The following is a 15,119-nucleotide window of genomic DNA, read 5'->3' as shown; positions in this document are numbered from 1 at the left end:
CCTCGGGGCGGGTGACCGGGGTGGGAACCAGGATGCCGGTGGCCCCGGCGGCGAGCGCCGCGGACATGTCCCGGCCGATGTCGCCGACCAGGACGCAGCGCCGCGCGGTGGTGCCGAGCGACCGGGCGGCGGCGTACACCAGGCCGGGGGCCGGCTTACGGCAGGCGCAGCGGTCGGTCTCGTCGTGCGGGCAGATCGCCCAGTCGTCGAAGGGGCCGAGCAGTTCCTCGATTCGCGCGTGCACCGCGTGCATCTGCCGCTCGGTGAACAGGCCACGGGCCAGTCCGGACTGGTTGGTGACCACGGCGAGGCGGAGCCCGGCGGCGCGCAGCCGGTCGAGGGCCGGTCGGGCGCCCGGCACCGGCCGGACCTTCTCCGGGTCGCCGTTGTAGGGCACGTCCTCCACGAGCGTGCCGTCCCGGTCGAGCAGCACCGCGTCGTAGAGTGCGGGACCGAGCGGCGTCATGCCGCATCCGTCGCATCGTGCGGGCGCGGTGCGGGCCCGTCCGTCGTCACCGGCCGGCCTGCCGTGACCACCGCCCCGGCGGGCACGGCACGCGTCCGCCACCAGCCGCCCACCCAACGGGCCACCGCGAGCGGCGGGATGAGCGCGCTGGTCACGAGCATGGTGAGGACCTCGTCCCGGGTTCGGGGGCCCGGCACGACGCGGACCCGGGCGAACTCGGCGGTGCCGGTCGCCCAGCCCAGCGCCGCCACACCGGCCACCACGCCGACAGCGCGCCGCCGGCCCTGCGGAGGGCGCAGGGCGTGCAGCATCAGGCCGAGCAGCGCGACCGCGCCGGCCGCGGTGACTGCGACGTGCCGCAACCGCCGGCCGGGGGGCAGGTCGAGCTGCCTGCGCCAGGTACGGCCGTACAGCCGGCGCAGCAGCGCGTCGTCGGCGTTCCCCCGCTGGGTGCGCAGGCTGACCCAGCGGCTCTCCGGGCGTACCGGATGGGTCACCCGGCGCTCGCCCCGGACCAGGTCCCAGCCGGCGAGCCGGACCCGGTGGGCCAGCTCGGCGTCCTCGCGGTAGGCGCGGGGGAAGCGTTCGTCGAAGCCCCCGACGGCGGCCAGCGCCGCCCGCCGGTAGGCCATGTCGGCGGTGATCCACCGCCCCTCGGCGAGGCCGGCGGTGCCGCGTTCCCAGTCGGTCGGGCGGCGGCCCGCCGGCAGCGGCACCACCACCACGCCCTGCACGCCCCCCACCCGGTCGGCCACGGCGAGGTCGTCGCGCAGCCGCCGGGCCCAGTCCGGGGCCGGCACCACGTCGTCGTCGAGGAAGGCCACCCACCGGCCGCAGGAGTCCAACCAGCCCAGGTTGCGGGCCGCTGCCGGGCCGGCGCCGCGACCGTGCAGCACCTTCGTGTACGCCGCCAGGGCGCCCGGCACCGCCAGCTCGCCGGTGTCGTCGCGGCGGTCGTCGATCAGCAGCAGCTCGACCTCCGGCAGCTCGGCGAGCTGGCCGGCGAGGGCGTCCAGCAGGATGGCGAGGCTGGGCCGGCCGAGCGTGGGAACGACGATGCTGATCATCGGTTGCCAGCCAGCGCGCGCCGGTGCACCGCGAACGGTCCCAGGGCTAGCAGGTCGACCGGCGCGGAGCCGAACAGCTCCATCGCCTCGCGGGGCGTGTCCACCATGGGACGGCCGGCGGTGTTCAGCGAGGTGTTCACCACCACCGGCAGCCCGGTGAGCCGCTCGAACCCGGCCAGCAGCTCGGCCACCAGTGGCTCGGTCTCGGGGTGGACGGTCTGCACCCGGGCCGTGCCGTCGACGTGGGTGACGGCCGGAATCCGATCGCGCCATTCCGGCTTCACCCGGTGCACGAAGAGCATGTAGGGGCTGGGGTACGCCCCCTCGAAGATGTCCGCGAAACGGTCCGCGTGAACCATCGGGGCGATCGGCCGGAACTGCTCCCGGCCCTTGACGTCGTTCATCCGGGTGGTGGTCGCCGGGTCACCGGGGTGAGCGAGCAACGACCGGTGGCCCAGTGCCCGAGGGCCGTACTCGCTGCGTCCCTGATACCAGGCGACGATCCCGTTGTCGGCGAGCACCCGGGCGGCCTCGGCGGCGATCGAATCCGGCCGGGTGTACGGCAGCGCCGCCCGGCGCAGCTCGGCCTCCAACTCCTCGTCCGACCAACCCCGACCGAGGTCCACCCCGGCCATGGGCGTCGACCGGTCGCCCAGCTCGCCGGCCACGTGCAGGGCCGCGCCCAGCGCGGTGCCCGCGTCGCCGGCCGCCGGCTGGACCCAGACGTCCCGGTACGGCCCCTCGGCGGCGATCCGCGCGTTGGCCACGCAGTTCAGCGCCACCCCGCCCGCCATCGCCAGGGTGGTGGGGCCGCCCGCGGCCTCGTACAGCCAGCGGGACAGGTCGAGGATGATCTCCTCCAGCCTGGCCTGCACGCTGGCGGCCAGGTCGGCGTGGTCGTCGCCCATCTCCCCGTCGACGGTCCGCGCCTTGGCGAGGCTGGCCCAGTCGATCGTCTCGATGCGGAAGCCGCCGTCATCGGTGACCCGGACCATCTCACGGAGTGTGCCGAGGTGCCGTGGCCGGCCGTAGGACGCCAGTGCCATCACCTTGTACTCGTCGCTGGAGTGCAGGAAACCGAGGTGGCGGGTCAGGTCCTCGTAGAGCAGGCCGAGCGAGTGCGGGAGCTGCTGTGAGTACAGCGAGGACAACCGTCCGTCGCGGTAGACGCCGGCCAGGTGGCTGGCCACCTCGCCGCGCCCGTCGAGCACCAGCACTGCGGTGTCGTCGCCGGCCGTCGGGGCAGCCAACCCGGCGGACGCGGCGTGTGCCACGTGGTGCGGCACGAACCGCACCTTTCCCGGGTCCAGCCCGGGCAGGGCGGCGGCGAGGAACTGCGGGGCCCGCCGCGCGTAGTCGACGCGCAACCAGTCCCACGGGTCGTTGAGTCCCAGCTCAGCCACGTCGCCGCAGAGTCCGGGGTCGAAGGAGTACGCGACCGCGTCGAGGCTGTCGACGTCCACCCCCGTGCTGGCCAGACACCAGGCGGCGGACAACTCGGGCAGCTCCCAGGCGGAGAAGGGAACGGGTCGCTTGCCGTGCTTGCGGCGGCTGAACCGCTCCTCTTCGCCGGCGGCGACCACCCGACCGTCGACCACCAGGGCGGCTGCGGGATCGTGGAAGATCGCATTGATGCCAAGAACGCGCATGGGCAGACCCCTACCCCCTCGGATCCGCCCCAACCTGTAGATCATCGACTTCTTCGCGGGGGTGCGTCCGGTGTGGAGATTGCGGCCCCCGACGGCGCCCTGATCACGGCTCGAACCCGGGCGAACAGTTCGCGTGGCCCCGCCACCTCGCCTACATTCGACATGATGGATGCCTTGCCGACGGCGCGGCCCGGTACCGCTGTGCGGATCCTGGCCACCACCGACCTGGGCGCGGCGTTCGTGCCACTGCGGACGAGCTACGGCACCGCGGGCACCTGCGCTGGCCTGGCGGAGCTGCTGGAGTGGGAGCGGGAGTCGCAACCGACCCTGTGGCTGGACGCGGGCGATCTTGCCGTCGGGCCGGTGCAACCGCTGCTCGGGCGCCGGCCATGGCAGGAGCTGGCGCAGTTGCCTGTCGACGCGGCCGCCGCGGGCAACCACGAATTCGACGAGGGCGTGCCGGCGCTGCGGGTGGCTGCCGGGCTGTTGCCCTATCCGCTGCTGTGCGCGAACGTCGACGTCGGCCTACCAGCGTCCACGATCATCGACACCTCCGGCGGTCCCGTCGGTGTGGTCGGCGTGACCCACCCGTTCACGCACCGGTTCGCCGTCGCCCCGCCGCCGCTCGACGGCTGGCCACAACGGGTTGCCGAGCTCAGCGTCGACCTGCGCGCCGACGGCGCTCGCTGGGTGGTCGTCCTGCTGCACGACGGTGTGGACTGGTGGCCGCAGCCGGGCAGCACCGCCACGGGCGCCCGGAGCGACCGGCTGGCCGAGCTCACCAGGCCCTGGATCAGCAGCGTCGATCTCGTCCTGGGCGGGCACACCCCGGCTCCTGGGTGGGCACACTCGGTGGTGTCCCGTTCGGGCATCCGCACATCTTCGCGGCGTCCGTCCTCGTGGCCGACCTGCCGTCCGGCGCCGGCCGCGCCCGGATCCGTGGCGTTCACCCGGTGCCCGGCCGACGACCGCCGCGACGCGATCCGGCCGTCGACGCCCTCGATGCGGCGGCCGCGAACGTCCTCGGGCAGAGCCGACACGACTGGTTGGGCCGTACCGGCGCGACGCACTACCTTCCCCGCCTCATCGCTCGCGCGCTGCACGAGAGCACCGGGGCGGACGCCGGGCTGGTCCTCGCCAGCGAGCACACCAACCAGGGCGCGGTGGACGGCGCGGTGGCCGCGCTGCCCGCCGGGCCGGTCACCGAACTGGACCTCATGCGCCTGTTCGGGCAGGCGGACGACCGCCCAGCGGTGATCCACCTACGGCCGGGCGAGTACCGCACGCTCCTGCGAGCCGTGACCGCCGTGGCCGACCCGGCCAATTCCGCCGGCGATCATGTCTGGTGGAACTGGGGCCGGATGCCGCCCGGCATCAGCACCGGCGCCGCCGAGCCCACCACGGTCGCGGTCGCACCGTTTCTCGTGCCTCGTCTCGCCGAACTGCTCGACCGCCCCCTGGACAGCGAGTTGGCGAGCGTCGGGGCTCGCCAGGCACTGCTCGCCGTCCTGCCGTGAGTCGGAAGCCAGCGGGTCGGCACAGGTTTATCCGGCAATCATCGGGTAACGGCAGAAGGTGACCGCTGCCGATCAAATGCCCAATCCCAGCCCGCAGGAGCAGCCCTACCCCGGCGAGACCGCCGGCATGGACCCGCGGCCACGCGGCGAGATGGCCGAATACACCGGCCGCGACCTGCTCCGAGGCAGGCGAGCCCTGGTGACCGGTGGTGACTCGGGCATCGGGCGTGCCGTCGCGGTCGCCTTCGCCAAGGAAGGCGCGGACGTCGCCGTGGCCTACCTCAGCGAGGACGACGACGCCCGACGGACCGCCGAACTGGTCGAGGCGACGGGACAGCGGTGCGTGCTGCTCCCGGGCGACCTGGCCGACCCCCGGCACTGCGCGGAGGTGGTCACCCGTGCGGTGCGAGAACTCGGCGGTCTGGATCTCCTGGTGAACAACGTCGCCTACCAACAGAACGCCAACTCGCTCACCGAAATCTCCGAAGAGCAGTGGCAGCGGACCTTCGCCGTGAACATCCACAGCTACTACCGGGTGACCAAGGCGGCCCTCGACCACCTACCGGAGAATTCGGCGATCATCAACACGGCCTCGATCAACGGCCTCAAGGGCAACGGCCATCTGATCGACTACTCGGCCACCAAGGGCGCGATCATCGCCCTTACCTACTCCCTCGCCCAATCCCTGATCAAGAAGCGAATCCGGGTCAACTGTGTCGCCCCCGGACCGGTCTGGACGCCCCTGATCCCGGCCACGTTCCCCGCGGACAAGGTGCAGGAGTTCGGCCAGCAGGTGCCGATGGGACGCGCCGCGCAACCGGACGAGATCGCTCCCTCGTACGTGTTCTTCGCCAGCGACCAACTCTCGTCCTACTACACCGGCGAGGTGCTCGCCCCGATCGGCGGCATCACCCTTCCCGGCTGACGACCGGCGGAACCCCGCTTCTGCGAGCCCGATCGGTGAGAGGGTGACGGACAGCAGCGGCACGGACCGGTCAAGGAGAACGGCATGCGGATCGGATACAAGCTGTCCACCGAGGGATTCGGCCCGAAGGAGATCATCCGGCAGGCGGTCCGCGCCGAGCAGGTGGGCTTCGACTTCGTGGAGATGAGCGACCACTACCACCCGTGGCTGGACGTCCAGGGTCACTCGTCGTTCACCTGGACGGTGTTCGGGGCGATCGCCGTGCAGACCGACCGGGTCGGCCTGGCCACCGGGGTGACCTGCCCGACCATGCGCTACCACCCGGCGATCATCGCGCAGGCGGCTGCCACTCTGGCGATCATCTCCGGCGGCCGGTTCACCCTCGGCGTGGGCGCCGGCGAACGGCTCAACGAGCACGTCGTCGGCCAGGGCTTCCCCAGCGCGCGCGGGCGGCACGAGCGGCTGCGGGAGGCGTTGGAGATCATCCGGTTGCTGTGGTCCGGCGGCTACCAGTCCTACGAGGGCAAGCACCTCCAGTTGGAGGACGCACGGGTGTTCGACCTGCCGGAGCAGGCGCCCGTCATCGCCGTCGCGGCCAGCGGCCCCGCGTCGGTGGCGATCGCCGCTGAGCTCGGCGACGGGCTGTTCGCCACCGAGCCCGAACCCGACCTCGTGCAGGCCTACCAGCGCGGCGGCGGGACCGGGCCCCGCTACGCCGAGGTTCCCGTGGCCTGGGCCACCGACGAGCAGCAGGCGGTGCAGGCGGCCTGGGAGACCAGCCGGTGGGCGGTCACCGGTTGGAAGGTGATGAGTGAGCTGCCCAACCCGGTCAACTTCGACGCCGCGTCCGGCACGGTCACCGAGGACGACATCCGGCAGCAGTTCGCCGTCGGCCCCGACCCCGAGACCCACGTCCAGGCCGTGCGCAAGTTCGTGGACGCGGGCTTCGACCACCTCGTGCTGCAGAACGCCGGCCCGGACCCCGACGGTTTCCTCGACTTCTTCCGCGACACTCTGGCCGACCGCCTCCGCGCGCTCAGCTGATGGTCGCCAGCAGGTCGCGACAGGCCTGCTCGCAGGCCCGGCACACGTCGGCGCAGATCCGGCAGTGTTCGTGCATCTGTGCGTGCCTGGCGCACTCGTCACCGCAGGACCTGCAGGCGGTGGCGCAGGCCTCCAGCAGAGTGCGGGTGATGTTGGCGTCATAGCCGGTGTGCCGGGACAGCACCCGGGCGGTGGTGGTGCAGATGTCGGCGCAGTCCAGGTCGGTACGCACACACTTGGTCAACTCGGCGACGCTGTCCTCGCTCAGGCAGGCGTCCGCGCAGGCCGTGCACGCCTGTGCGCAGCCGTTGAGCGTGTCGATGGTCGCGGCCAGCTTCGCCCGGTCGAGGTTGATCGACTTCGGATAGGTCTCCAGCATCGACATGGTGATCGTCATGGTCATCTCCTTGATCGGCTTGCGGTCCACCTGCGCTACCCGCCTGTGTCCTGGCCATGCCCGAGGCTGCCGAGGAGCCTGTGCGGGCCGGCATGGCCGGCCCCGTCAGTCGGCGACGACGAGTGCCTGCGGGGCGGCCTGCTTCATCCGGGAACGCAGCCACTTGAGCTGGATCGCCGTCTCCCCCTCGCAGCCCTGCACCGTCGCGAGCAGGTCCTTGTCCCGGACCCCGTAGGCGGCCTGTCCGACGACGGTCCAGGCGATGTCGCACTCGGCCGCCATCAGGTACAGGTCCTGCAGGTCACGCAGGAGGCCGAGACCGCCGGTGCGGGTGCCGGTGAACAGCTGCGAGTGCAGCCGGTCGGGTTCGGCCGGGGCGTCCTCGGAGTAGCGGGCGGCGAACGGGCGCAGCTGTTCGGCGTGCGCGTCGCAGCGCTGGGCCTGCTGCTGGCAGAGGTGCTGGACGTCGGGCTCGTCGGCGTGGGCCTCGGCGACCTGCCGGAACGCGTCGGCGAGATTGACCTGTGCGCGGTGCAGCAGACCGAGGTAGTGGGCGAGGTGCACGACTCACTCCTTCCCGCTGGTGGCCCGGGCGGCCGGTCCGCCGACGGTCGCCGGCACGTCGGCGTCCGGGGGCGGCTCGCTGCCGCCGACCGTCGGCGCCGGCGAGGGTACGCCCCGCCCGTCGGCGAGTTTCGCCACCGCGACCGCGGCCACCTTGAAGATGGGCTGCTTGGAGACGGCGTCCCAGGCGGTGATGGTCAGCTCGTTGGCCGCGCGCGGTGTGCGCTCGGCCGGGTCCTGGTCGAAGTAGCCGTAGTGGAACGGCAGGAACACCACGCCGGGGCGGATGCCGCAGAGCCGGGCGCGCGCCTGGATCGCGCCGCGAGCGGAGGAGACGCCGACCAGGTCACCCTCGACGATGCCGAGCCGGTCGGCGTCGGCCGGGTTGAGCTCCACCCACACCTCCGGGGCGGCCTGGTTGAGCTGCGGGGCTCGGCCGGTCTTGGTACGGGTGTGGAACTGGTAGACGGTACGCCCGGTGGTGAGCAGCATCGGGTGTTCCTCGTCGGGCACCTCGGGTGAGGGCTGGTAGTCGACGACGTGCAGGAACGCCCGTCCGTTCGGCTCCTTGGCGCGGTACTCGGGTTCGGTGAACTCGGCGCCCGTGGCGAGATCCTGGCCGTACGTCTCGCAGTAGTCGGGGTCGGTGTTGAACCGGCCGTCGGTGTAGAGCCGCTCGGTGCCGTCAGGGTGGTCGTCGTTGCAGGGCCACTGGATGCCGGAGCCGCCGCGCAGCCGCTCGTAGGTGATGCCGCTGTAGTCGCAGGGACGCCCCCGGGAACACTCCTTCCACGCCTCGAACACCTCCTCCGGCCCGGTCCACCGGATCAGTGGCGCGCCGTCGCGGTCGCGGAAGTCCATCCGTCGCGCGTAATCGAGGAAGATGTCCAGGTCGGCGCGGGCCTCGCCGGGCGGGTCGACGGCCTTCTCCGAGATGTGCACGGTGCGGTCGACGCTGGTGAAGGTGCCGGTCTTCTCACCCCAGGTCGCGGCGGGCAGCACCACGTCGGCCAGCTCGGCGGTCTCGGTCAGGAACAGATCCTGCACCACCACGAACAGCTCCGGCTGCTTGAGGATCCGCCGGATGCGCGACAGGTCGGGAAGGGATACCGCCGGGTTGGTGGCGGAGATCCAGAGCAGTTTGATCGAGCCCTGCTCCGCGTACCGGAAGATCTGCATGGCGTGCGTCGGCGGCGCCCAGTGCGGGATGGTGTCGACCTCGACGTTCCACAGCCGTGCCAGCTCCGCGATGTGCTGCTCGTTGTCCCAGTTCCGGAGGCCGGGCAGGTCGCCGTCGGCGCCGGTTTCCCGGGTGTTCTGTGCCGTGGGCTGGCCGTTCATCTGGTAGATCCCCGCGCCCGGGCGACCGATCATGCCCCGGACCAGGTGCACGTTGTTGACGGCGCAGGAGGCGGCGGTGGCCTGGTTGGACTGGTAGAAGCCCTGGAGAACCGTCGACAGCAGCCGCTGGCAGGTGCCGAGCAACTCGGCGGCCCGCTCCACGTCGGCGGCCCGAACGTCGCAGATGTCGGCCACCCGACTGGGTGGATAACCGTCGACCGTCCGGCACAGCTCCTCGAACCCGAGTGTGTGCGCGTCGACGTAGTCGGGGTCGTACCAACCCCGCTGGATGATCTCGCGGAGCAGCCCGTTCATCAGCGCCATGTTCGTGCCGTTACGGACGGCGAGGTGCAGGTCGGCCTCCCGCGCGACCGGCGTGGCCCGCGGGTCGACCGCGAGCATCGCCGGCGGGTTCGGCCCACGCCGCCGGTCCAGCATCCGCATCCAGAGCACCGTCTGGGTCTCGGCGACGTTGTGGCCCCACAGCGCGATCGCGTCGCAGTGGTCGACGTCGGTGTACGAGCCGGGCTGCCCGTCGGTGCCGAAGCTGGCCTTCAGCGCCGCCGCGGCCGTGGCGGTGCACAACCGGGTGTTGCCGTCCATGTGCGGTGTGCCCAGACCGGCCTTTCCGATCACGCCGAGGGTGTAGTACTCCTCCAGGAACAGCTGCCCGGTGGTGTAGAAGCCGAAGTGACCCCAGCCGCCCGGCCCGTCCAGCAGCTCCTTCGAGCGGGCGACGACCCGGCCCATCGCCGTGTCCCAGTCCGTCTCCACCAGGCGGTCGCCGTCGCGGACCAGCGGGCGGGTCAGCCGGTCCGAGCTGTGGTTGGCCTGCCAGCCGTACAGGTCCTTCGGGTCGAGCCGTCCCCGGTTGATCCGGTCGACCGCGCGGCCACGCACTCCGACGATCCTGCCGCCAGCGACCGCGATGTCCATCGCGTCTCCGTTGGAGTGCAGGATCGACGCCGACTGGGCCCACCGATCGACGTCCGCCTCGGTGCGGTCACCGTCGAGGAACCGGTCCACCCGGACCGGCCACTCCTGCCCCGGCCCGTACGGGGTCCGCTCACCCCACGGATCGGCAATCCGGTCAACCATTCCGCGCTCCCCTCGTCGACTCTTCGAACGCCGCCCACACCGGCATGGGCCGGCCCGACACCCGCCCGTACAGCCAGTCCACCACGGTGACCAGCACCACGGCGCCGGCAGCGATGAGCAACTGCGTCGGGGTGCGGAGCAGGCCCAGACTCACGATCAGCGTCGTCGCGCCCGCCGGGGGATGCGACGCCTTCAGCAGCACCAGCACCGTCGCGGTCACCGCCAGCGACCCGGCCGCCGCGACGATCCGCAGCCCGTCGACTCCCTCCTGAAGCACCGAGGGCTCGTCGGACAGTCCGCAGACGACGAGGAACACGTACCCGGCCAGCAGTGCCACCCCGTGCCCGATGAGGGTGTTGCGCGGCGACGACTGGGGCGCGCCCGGCTTCTCCACGTGCAGCATCACCGCCGGCCCGAGACTGGGAAACAACCACGGCTGATGGGTGAGGACCGCGACCACGCCGGCAACGACGACCGTCAGCGCAGTGCCCACGAAGGCGTGCACCGACTGCCGCGGCTGCCTCATCAGACTCCCCTCCGCCCCTGATCGTCACACTTCTCCCGTCCTGGTCCGCGCAAACACCCAACAGTCATGGCACTTCGCTGCGGGACCACCCACCGGTGGGCTCGAACGGCCCGTCCGGTCCCCGGACGCCGCCGTCACTGCGGGTCGTCGAAGCCCTCCGTGGCTCGCTCCCGGCGCAGGTGCGCCAGCGCCCGCCGGCCCAGGTCGGTGTCCTCGCGGCCGAGCGCCTGGTACATCGCCTCGACCTTCTCGTACGGCTGTGCCGGCGGGAGCAGCGGAATCGCCGGATCCACCATCGCCTCGATGAGCGTGGGCCGGTCCGCCGACAGGGCGCGGTCCCAGGCCGCGTCGACCTCGGCGGGTGTGGTGACGCGAACTCCGTGCAGGCCCAGCAGCTCGGCCCAACGGGCGTACGGGGCGTCGGGCAGGCGCTGGGACTCGACGAAGCGGGGATCGCCCTCCATCTCCCGCTGCTCCCAGCTGACCTCGGCCAGATCCCGGTTGTGCAGCACCAGCACCACGAACCGCGGGTCGGCCCAGTCCCGCCACCGGTGCGCGACGGTCAGCAGCTCGGCCAGTCCGTTCATCTGCATCGCCCCGTCACCGGCGAGCGCCACCACCGGGCGGTCCGGGGTGGCGAGTTTCGCGGCCAGCCCGTACGGCAGCGCCGAGCCCATCGAGGCCAGGGTGCTGGACAGGTGCGCGTCAACGCCGACGGGCAACCGCAGGTGCCGCGCGTACCAGTAGGTCACCGACCCGACGTCCACCGACACCTGCGCGTCGGTGGGCAGCCGGTCGGTGAGGGCGTGCAGCACGTACTGCGGGTTGAGCGGGTCGGCGTCGGCAGTGGCCCGCTGCTGGGCGATGTCCCGCCAGCGGGTCACCTCGCCCTCGATGCGCTGCCGCCAGCTCCGGTCAGGTCTGGGCGTGAGCAACGGCAGCAGGGCACGGATGGTCGTGGCGGCGTCACCGAGCAGCGGCACCTCCACCGGGTACCGCATGCCGATGCGTCGCCCGTCGATGTCGATCTGCACCGCCCGTGCCTGACCGGGAGCGGGGTAGAACTCCGACCAGGGGTCGTTGCTCCCGACGATGATCAGGGTGTCGCACTCCCCCATCAGTACGCTGCTGGCGGTGCTGCCCAGATGCCCCATCACGCCGGTGTGGAACGGCAGGGCCTCGTCCAGCACCGGCTTGCCCAGCAGCGACGCGGCCACCCCCGCGCCGAGCGCCTCAGCCAGCTCATTCACCTCGGTGGCGGCGGCGCGGGCGCCCTGTCCCACCAGAATCGCCACCCGTTGGCCGGCGTTCAGCAGGTCGGCTGCGGCACGAAGGTCGTCGGCGCGGGGGCGCAGCTCGGGCACCGGCATCCCAGGGCTGGTCACCATGATCCCGTGCTGACGCGCGCCCAGATCGGGGGCGGGCGCGGTCTGCACGTCGTGCGGCAGGATCACGCAGGTCGGGCTACGGGTCGCCAGGGCGGAGCGGATCGCCCGGTCGAGCAGCATCGGCAGCTGCTCGGCCGTGTACGCGGTCTGCACGAACTGGGAGCAGACGTCGCCGTAAAGCCGGACGAGGTCGATCTCCTGCTGGTAGGCGCTGCCCAGCACCGAGGTCACCTGCTGGCCGACGATCGCGAGCACCGGCTGGGAGTCCAGCCGCGCGTCATAGAGGCCGTTGAGCAGGTGCACCGCACCTGGACCCTGGGTGGACAGGCACACCCCCAGTCCGCCGGTGTACTTCGCGTGCCCACAGGCCATGAACGCCGCCGTCTCCTCGTGCCGGGCCTGCACGAACTCCGGCCGGCCAGCGCGGCGCAGCGCGCCCATGACCCCGTCGATGCCGTCGCCGGAGTAGCCGAAGACCCGGTCCACACCCCAGTCCCCCAGTCGGGCGACCACCAGGTCCGACACTGTCGCGTTCGCCATCGCCGCCTCCTCGTTTCGAACCGCTCTCCAGGATGTGCCGGTACCCCCGGCGGCTGCGGCGAACCGGAGGGACAGCACCAGTTCGGGTTTCGGTGGTGGCCCGCCCGCTCTCCCGTGCGCGCGCCCCGGAACGATGACGGAGCCTCCGGCGGCCTGGACGTGACAATTCGTCACGAGTTTGGTCGGCCGCACCGTCGGGCACGTGAGGTGGCAACGCATCCGGAGGAGGTATGTGATGCCCGCGAGCAAGGACATGCCGGCGACGCTGAAGCGGTCGCCCAAGAAGGCGCAGGACACCTACGTCAAGGCGCACGACTCGGCGGTCGAGGAGTACGGCGAGGGCGAGCGGGCTCACCGGACCGCCTTCGCCGCCGTCAAACACGCGTTCGAGAAGGTCGGCGATCACTGGGAGGCCAAGTCTCGCAAGGGTCCCAGCGACAGGCAGGCCGCGCGCGGCCGAGGGTCCAAGGCAGGACGAACGGCCGGTGGCGTCGATGCCAACGCCAGCAAGGAGCACCTGATGAACGTCGCCCGGAAGCTGGAGATCCGAGGCCGGTCCCGAATGACCAAGCCCCAGCTCGTCGAGGCGATCCAGAAGGCCAACAGGCGGAGCACCAGCGCCGCCAGCCGCGCGTGACACAGGAAATCCGCCAGATCGGTGACGCGTAAGGCCGGCCTCTCAGGGTAGAGACGATCTCGGGTCAAGACAGGTGCCCTCCAATGCCCGCCCCTGCCGCGGATCGCAACACGGCGACGGGCCCGTTCTACGGAGCGCGGAGGCGCCATCTTGACCGACGGAATACCTCGCACCCACGGGAGTCACCGGCCTACTGCCGTCGGAGACGGCGACCGGCTTCGCGACCCGATCATGTCTTTGGCCTTGACCAGCGACGGCTCGACCAAGCTGATCACCGTCTCGGGTGAGATCGACATGAGCAACGCGCACCTGCTCACCGAGCTGATGGAGTTCGTCTGCCGCCCACCTTCGCCGGTGATCGCGGTGGACCTGTCCGCGGTGAGGTTCTTCGGCGCACATGGCGTAAGCGCGCTGCTTCAGGCCCAGGACATCGCCGCTGAAGCGGAAGCCGCGATCGTCCTGCGCGACCCCGCACCGTGCGTCACCTACATCCTCGCCACGACCGGCGCCCTGGAGAGCTTCACGCTCACCAGGGGCCCAGGCTCGTCGAGCGGGCGGAGACCAGCCCAGGCCCGTGACGGCACTCCCCGCCCAAGCTGCCGCGAGAGCCGGTCGGTCGGTGCGGCCTGAGCGTCACCCCAACCACGATGCGGCGCCACAGGTGTCCGTCAGCGCGGAGGGGTAGCACCCGGCAGGGTCGATCCGAGGGTGGAGCGCGGAACACTCGTCGTCCACCGAGCCACGCTGGACACCGACGTTCGGCCCGCGACGAGCCGCCGATGCCGTGGCCCGCAGGGGTCACGGGTTGGCACCGGCGGGCCGGCGTGGTGGGGATGCGGACGGCACGTCGCCGGCGGGCGACACGCTCGTCCATTCCGACAGGAGGCCGCCGTGTTCAGACACGACCGATATCTGCAGTTCCAAGCCAAGCCCGAGAAGCCGGACGCCCTGTTCGCGGCGAAGCTCCAGGAGGTGCTGGGCGGGCAGTTCGGCGAGATGACCGTGATGATGCAGTACCTCTGGCAGGGCTGGACCTGCCGAGTCCCCGGCAAGTACAAAGACATGATCATGGACATCGGGACCGAGGAGATTGGTCACGTCGAGATGCTCACGACCATGCTGGCCCGGCTCCTGGAGGGCGCCCCCGCCGAGACGACGGAGAAGGCGGTCGCCGCCAACCCGGTGCTGGCCGCGGTCATCGGCGGGATGAACCCGCAGCACGCCATCGTCGGCGGAGGCGGCCCGTTGCCCCGGGACAGCCAGGGCGTCCCGTGGAACGCCGGCTACATCGTCGCCAGCGGCAATCTCCTGGCGGACTTCCGCTCCAACGTCGCCGCGGAAGCGCAGAGCCGGCTCCAGACCAGCCGGGTCATGAACATGACCGACGACCCCGGTGTGAAGGAGATGCTGCGGTTCAACCTGGCCCGTGACACCTACCACCAGCAGCAGTGGCTCCTGGGCATCGAGCAGCTCATCGCCGACGGCTACTCCGACCACGGGATCGAGAACTCGAACTTCGACGAGGAGAACAAGGACCACAACCACACCTTCTGGAGCTTCGGCACCGACAGTCAGGCCGGCGAGGGCCGCTGGGCGCAGGGGCCGAGCCTCATCGGCGGACCCGACCTGACCTACCTGGCACAGGCGACGCCGCTCACCGATGACACGGCCCTGCCCCCGCCGCCCGACCCCAAGCTGTACGCCACCTACGACGGCTCCCGCGGTCCGGGCAAGACCGGTGACGCCGCCGGAGCGCACGCCCAGGGAGTCACCAACGTGGTCAAGAAGGTGAAGGACGCCCTGGACTGACGCGGGCGTACGGGCCGGTCCCGGTCTCCGTGCGCGGGAGGCCGGGGCGGGGCGGCCTCGGCGGCCGTGACAACGCGGTCGGGCGACGCGTCCGGACCGGCGGTCGGTCGACCCTGCGGGGTTTGTCCCCCTGAGGACCGGGAAATCGCGG

General features: G+C 71.7%; 14 protein-coding genes and 1 pseudogene. 7 read left to right on the top strand and 8 right to left on the bottom strand.

Annotated elements, in window-relative coordinates:
* The 3 genes from EAD98_RS18510 to EAD98_RS18500 form a co-directional block, all read right to left on the bottom strand.
* The coding region (locus EAD98_RS18510) for an HAD-IIIA family hydrolase (protein WP_147457434.1) at positions 1-466 on the bottom strand (466 nt) is incomplete at its 3' end.
* A complete protein-coding gene (locus EAD98_RS18505; RefSeq protein WP_121655309.1) occupies positions 463-1,533 on the bottom strand; it encodes a glycosyltransferase family 2 protein in 1,071 nt (356 codons plus the stop codon). The genes EAD98_RS18510 and EAD98_RS18505, both read right to left, overlap by 4 nt.
* On the bottom strand, positions 1,530-3,182 hold the full coding sequence (locus tag EAD98_RS18500) for a carbamoyltransferase C-terminal domain-containing protein (RefSeq protein ID WP_121655308.1): 1,653 nt from the start codon (positions 3,180-3,182) through the stop codon (positions 1,530-1,532). The genes EAD98_RS18505 and EAD98_RS18500 overlap by 4 nt, the downstream gene beginning before the upstream one ends.
* A gap of 162 nt (positions 3,183-3,344) precedes the next feature.
* On the opposite strand from EAD98_RS18500, the pseudogene EAD98_RS31890 reads away from it, so the two are divergent.
* The 4 genes and pseudogenes from EAD98_RS31890 to EAD98_RS18480 all read left to right on the top strand — a co-directional run.
* Positions 3,345-4,004, top strand: a pseudogene (locus EAD98_RS31890) (metallophosphoesterase); the annotation flags it as partial.
* Between the two features lie 17 nt (positions 4,005-4,021).
* A complete protein-coding gene (locus tag EAD98_RS31600) occupies positions 4,022-4,699 on the top strand; it encodes a hypothetical protein (RefSeq protein WP_233583877.1) in 678 nt (225 codons plus the stop codon).
* A 76-nt stretch (positions 4,700-4,775) separates the two neighbouring features.
* Positions 4,776-5,624, top strand: a complete 849-nt coding sequence (locus tag EAD98_RS18485; protein ID WP_199723458.1) for an SDR family oxidoreductase — start codon at positions 4,776-4,778, stop codon at positions 5,622-5,624.
* Between the two features lie 84 nt (positions 5,625-5,708).
* Positions 5,709-6,668: a TIGR03557 family F420-dependent LLM class oxidoreductase gene (locus EAD98_RS18480; protein WP_121655305.1), complete on the top strand. Its 960-nt coding sequence runs from the start codon at positions 5,709-5,711 to the stop codon at positions 6,666-6,668.
* On the opposite strand, the gene EAD98_RS18475 is transcribed toward EAD98_RS18480, so the two are convergent.
* From EAD98_RS18475 to EAD98_RS18455, 5 genes are all read right to left on the bottom strand, one after another.
* Positions 6,661-7,065, bottom strand: a complete 405-nt coding sequence (locus tag EAD98_RS18475; RefSeq protein ID WP_121655314.1) for a four-helix bundle copper-binding protein — start codon at positions 7,063-7,065, stop codon at positions 6,661-6,663. The genes EAD98_RS18480 and EAD98_RS18475 overlap by 8 nt on opposite strands.
* A 105-nt stretch (positions 7,066-7,170) precedes the next feature.
* Positions 7,171-7,629 (bottom strand): hypothetical protein, encoded by a 459-nt coding sequence (locus tag EAD98_RS18470; RefSeq protein ID WP_121655304.1) that lies wholly within the window; start codon positions 7,627-7,629, stop codon positions 7,171-7,173.
* Positions 7,630-7,632: 3 nt separating this feature from the next.
* Positions 7,633-10,068, bottom strand: coding sequence for a molybdopterin oxidoreductase family protein (locus tag EAD98_RS18465; RefSeq protein ID WP_121655303.1), 2,436 nt, complete (start codon positions 10,066-10,068; stop codon positions 7,633-7,635).
* Positions 10,061-10,594, bottom strand: a complete 534-nt coding sequence (locus EAD98_RS18460) for an HPP family protein (RefSeq protein ID WP_121655302.1) — start codon at positions 10,592-10,594, stop codon at positions 10,061-10,063. Before EAD98_RS18460 ends, EAD98_RS18465 begins: the two co-directional genes overlap by 8 nt.
* Before the next feature lie 134 nt (positions 10,595-10,728).
* On the bottom strand, positions 10,729-12,522 hold the full coding sequence (locus tag EAD98_RS18455) for a thiamine pyrophosphate-requiring protein (protein WP_121655301.1): 1,794 nt from the start codon (positions 12,520-12,522) through the stop codon (positions 10,729-10,731).
* Positions 12,523-12,757: 235 nt separating this feature from the next.
* Between EAD98_RS18455 and EAD98_RS18450 the strand changes: the two genes are divergently transcribed.
* The 3 genes from EAD98_RS18450 to EAD98_RS18440 all read left to right on the top strand — a co-directional run bounded on the left by EAD98_RS18450 (position 12,758) and on the right by EAD98_RS18440 (position 14,968).
* Positions 12,758-13,159 carry a ChaB family protein gene (locus EAD98_RS18450; protein WP_121655300.1) on the top strand — a complete coding sequence of 134 codons (402 nt, stop codon included), beginning with the start codon at positions 12,758-12,760 and terminating at the stop codon, positions 13,157-13,159.
* A 243-nt stretch (positions 13,160-13,402) separates the two neighbouring features.
* Complete coding sequence (locus EAD98_RS18445; RefSeq protein ID WP_158609819.1) at positions 13,403-13,789, top strand: STAS domain-containing protein; 387 nt, start codon at positions 13,403-13,405, stop codon at positions 13,787-13,789.
* 261 nt (positions 13,790-14,050) lie between these two features.
* Complete coding sequence (locus EAD98_RS18440; RefSeq protein WP_121655298.1) at positions 14,051-14,968, top strand: manganese catalase family protein; 918 nt, start codon at positions 14,051-14,053, stop codon at positions 14,966-14,968.
* Positions 14,969-15,119: the final 151 nt, after the last annotated feature.

The sequence above is a fragment of the Micromonospora sp. CV4 genome (assembly GCF_003667455.1).
In the GTDB taxonomy this organism is placed as follows: domain Bacteria; phylum Actinomycetota; class Actinomycetes; order Mycobacteriales; family Micromonosporaceae; genus Micromonospora.
Note: the sequence above shows the minus strand (reverse complement) of the source record. Positions and strands in the feature narration are given on the sequence as shown.

What these genes read in the sequence shown, in the direction of transcription:
- EAD98_RS18505 (WP_121655309.1), bottom strand. Translation starts at nt 1,533, where the DNA reads ATGATCAGCATCGTCGTTCCCACGCTCGGCCGGCCCAGCCTCGCCATC.
- EAD98_RS18500 (WP_121655308.1), bottom strand. Translation starts at nt 3,182, where the DNA reads ATGCGCGTTCTTGGCATCAATGCGATCTTCCACGATCCCGCAGCCGCC.
- EAD98_RS18485 (WP_199723458.1), top strand. Translation starts at nt 4,776, where the DNA reads ATGCCCAATCCCAGCCCGCAGGAGCAGCCCTACCCCGGCGAGACCGCC.
- EAD98_RS18480 (WP_121655305.1), top strand. Translation starts at nt 5,709, where the DNA reads ATGCGGATCGGATACAAGCTGTCCACCGAGGGATTCGGCCCGAAGGAG.
- EAD98_RS18475 (WP_121655314.1), bottom strand. Translation starts at nt 7,065, where the DNA reads ATGACGATCACCATGTCGATGCTGGAGACCTATCCGAAGTCGATCAAC.
- EAD98_RS18465 (WP_121655303.1), bottom strand. Translation starts at nt 10,068, where the DNA reads ATGGTTGACCGGATTGCCGATCCGTGGGGTGAGCGGACCCCGTACGGG.
- EAD98_RS18460 (WP_121655302.1), bottom strand. Translation starts at nt 10,594, where the DNA reads ATGAGGCAGCCGCGGCAGTCGGTGCACGCCTTCGTGGGCACTGCGCTG.
- EAD98_RS18455 (WP_121655301.1), bottom strand. Translation starts at nt 12,522, where the DNA reads ATGGCGAACGCGACAGTGTCGGACCTGGTGGTCGCCCGACTGGGGGAC.
- EAD98_RS18450 (WP_121655300.1), top strand. Translation starts at nt 12,758, where the DNA reads ATGCCCGCGAGCAAGGACATGCCGGCGACGCTGAAGCGGTCGCCCAAG.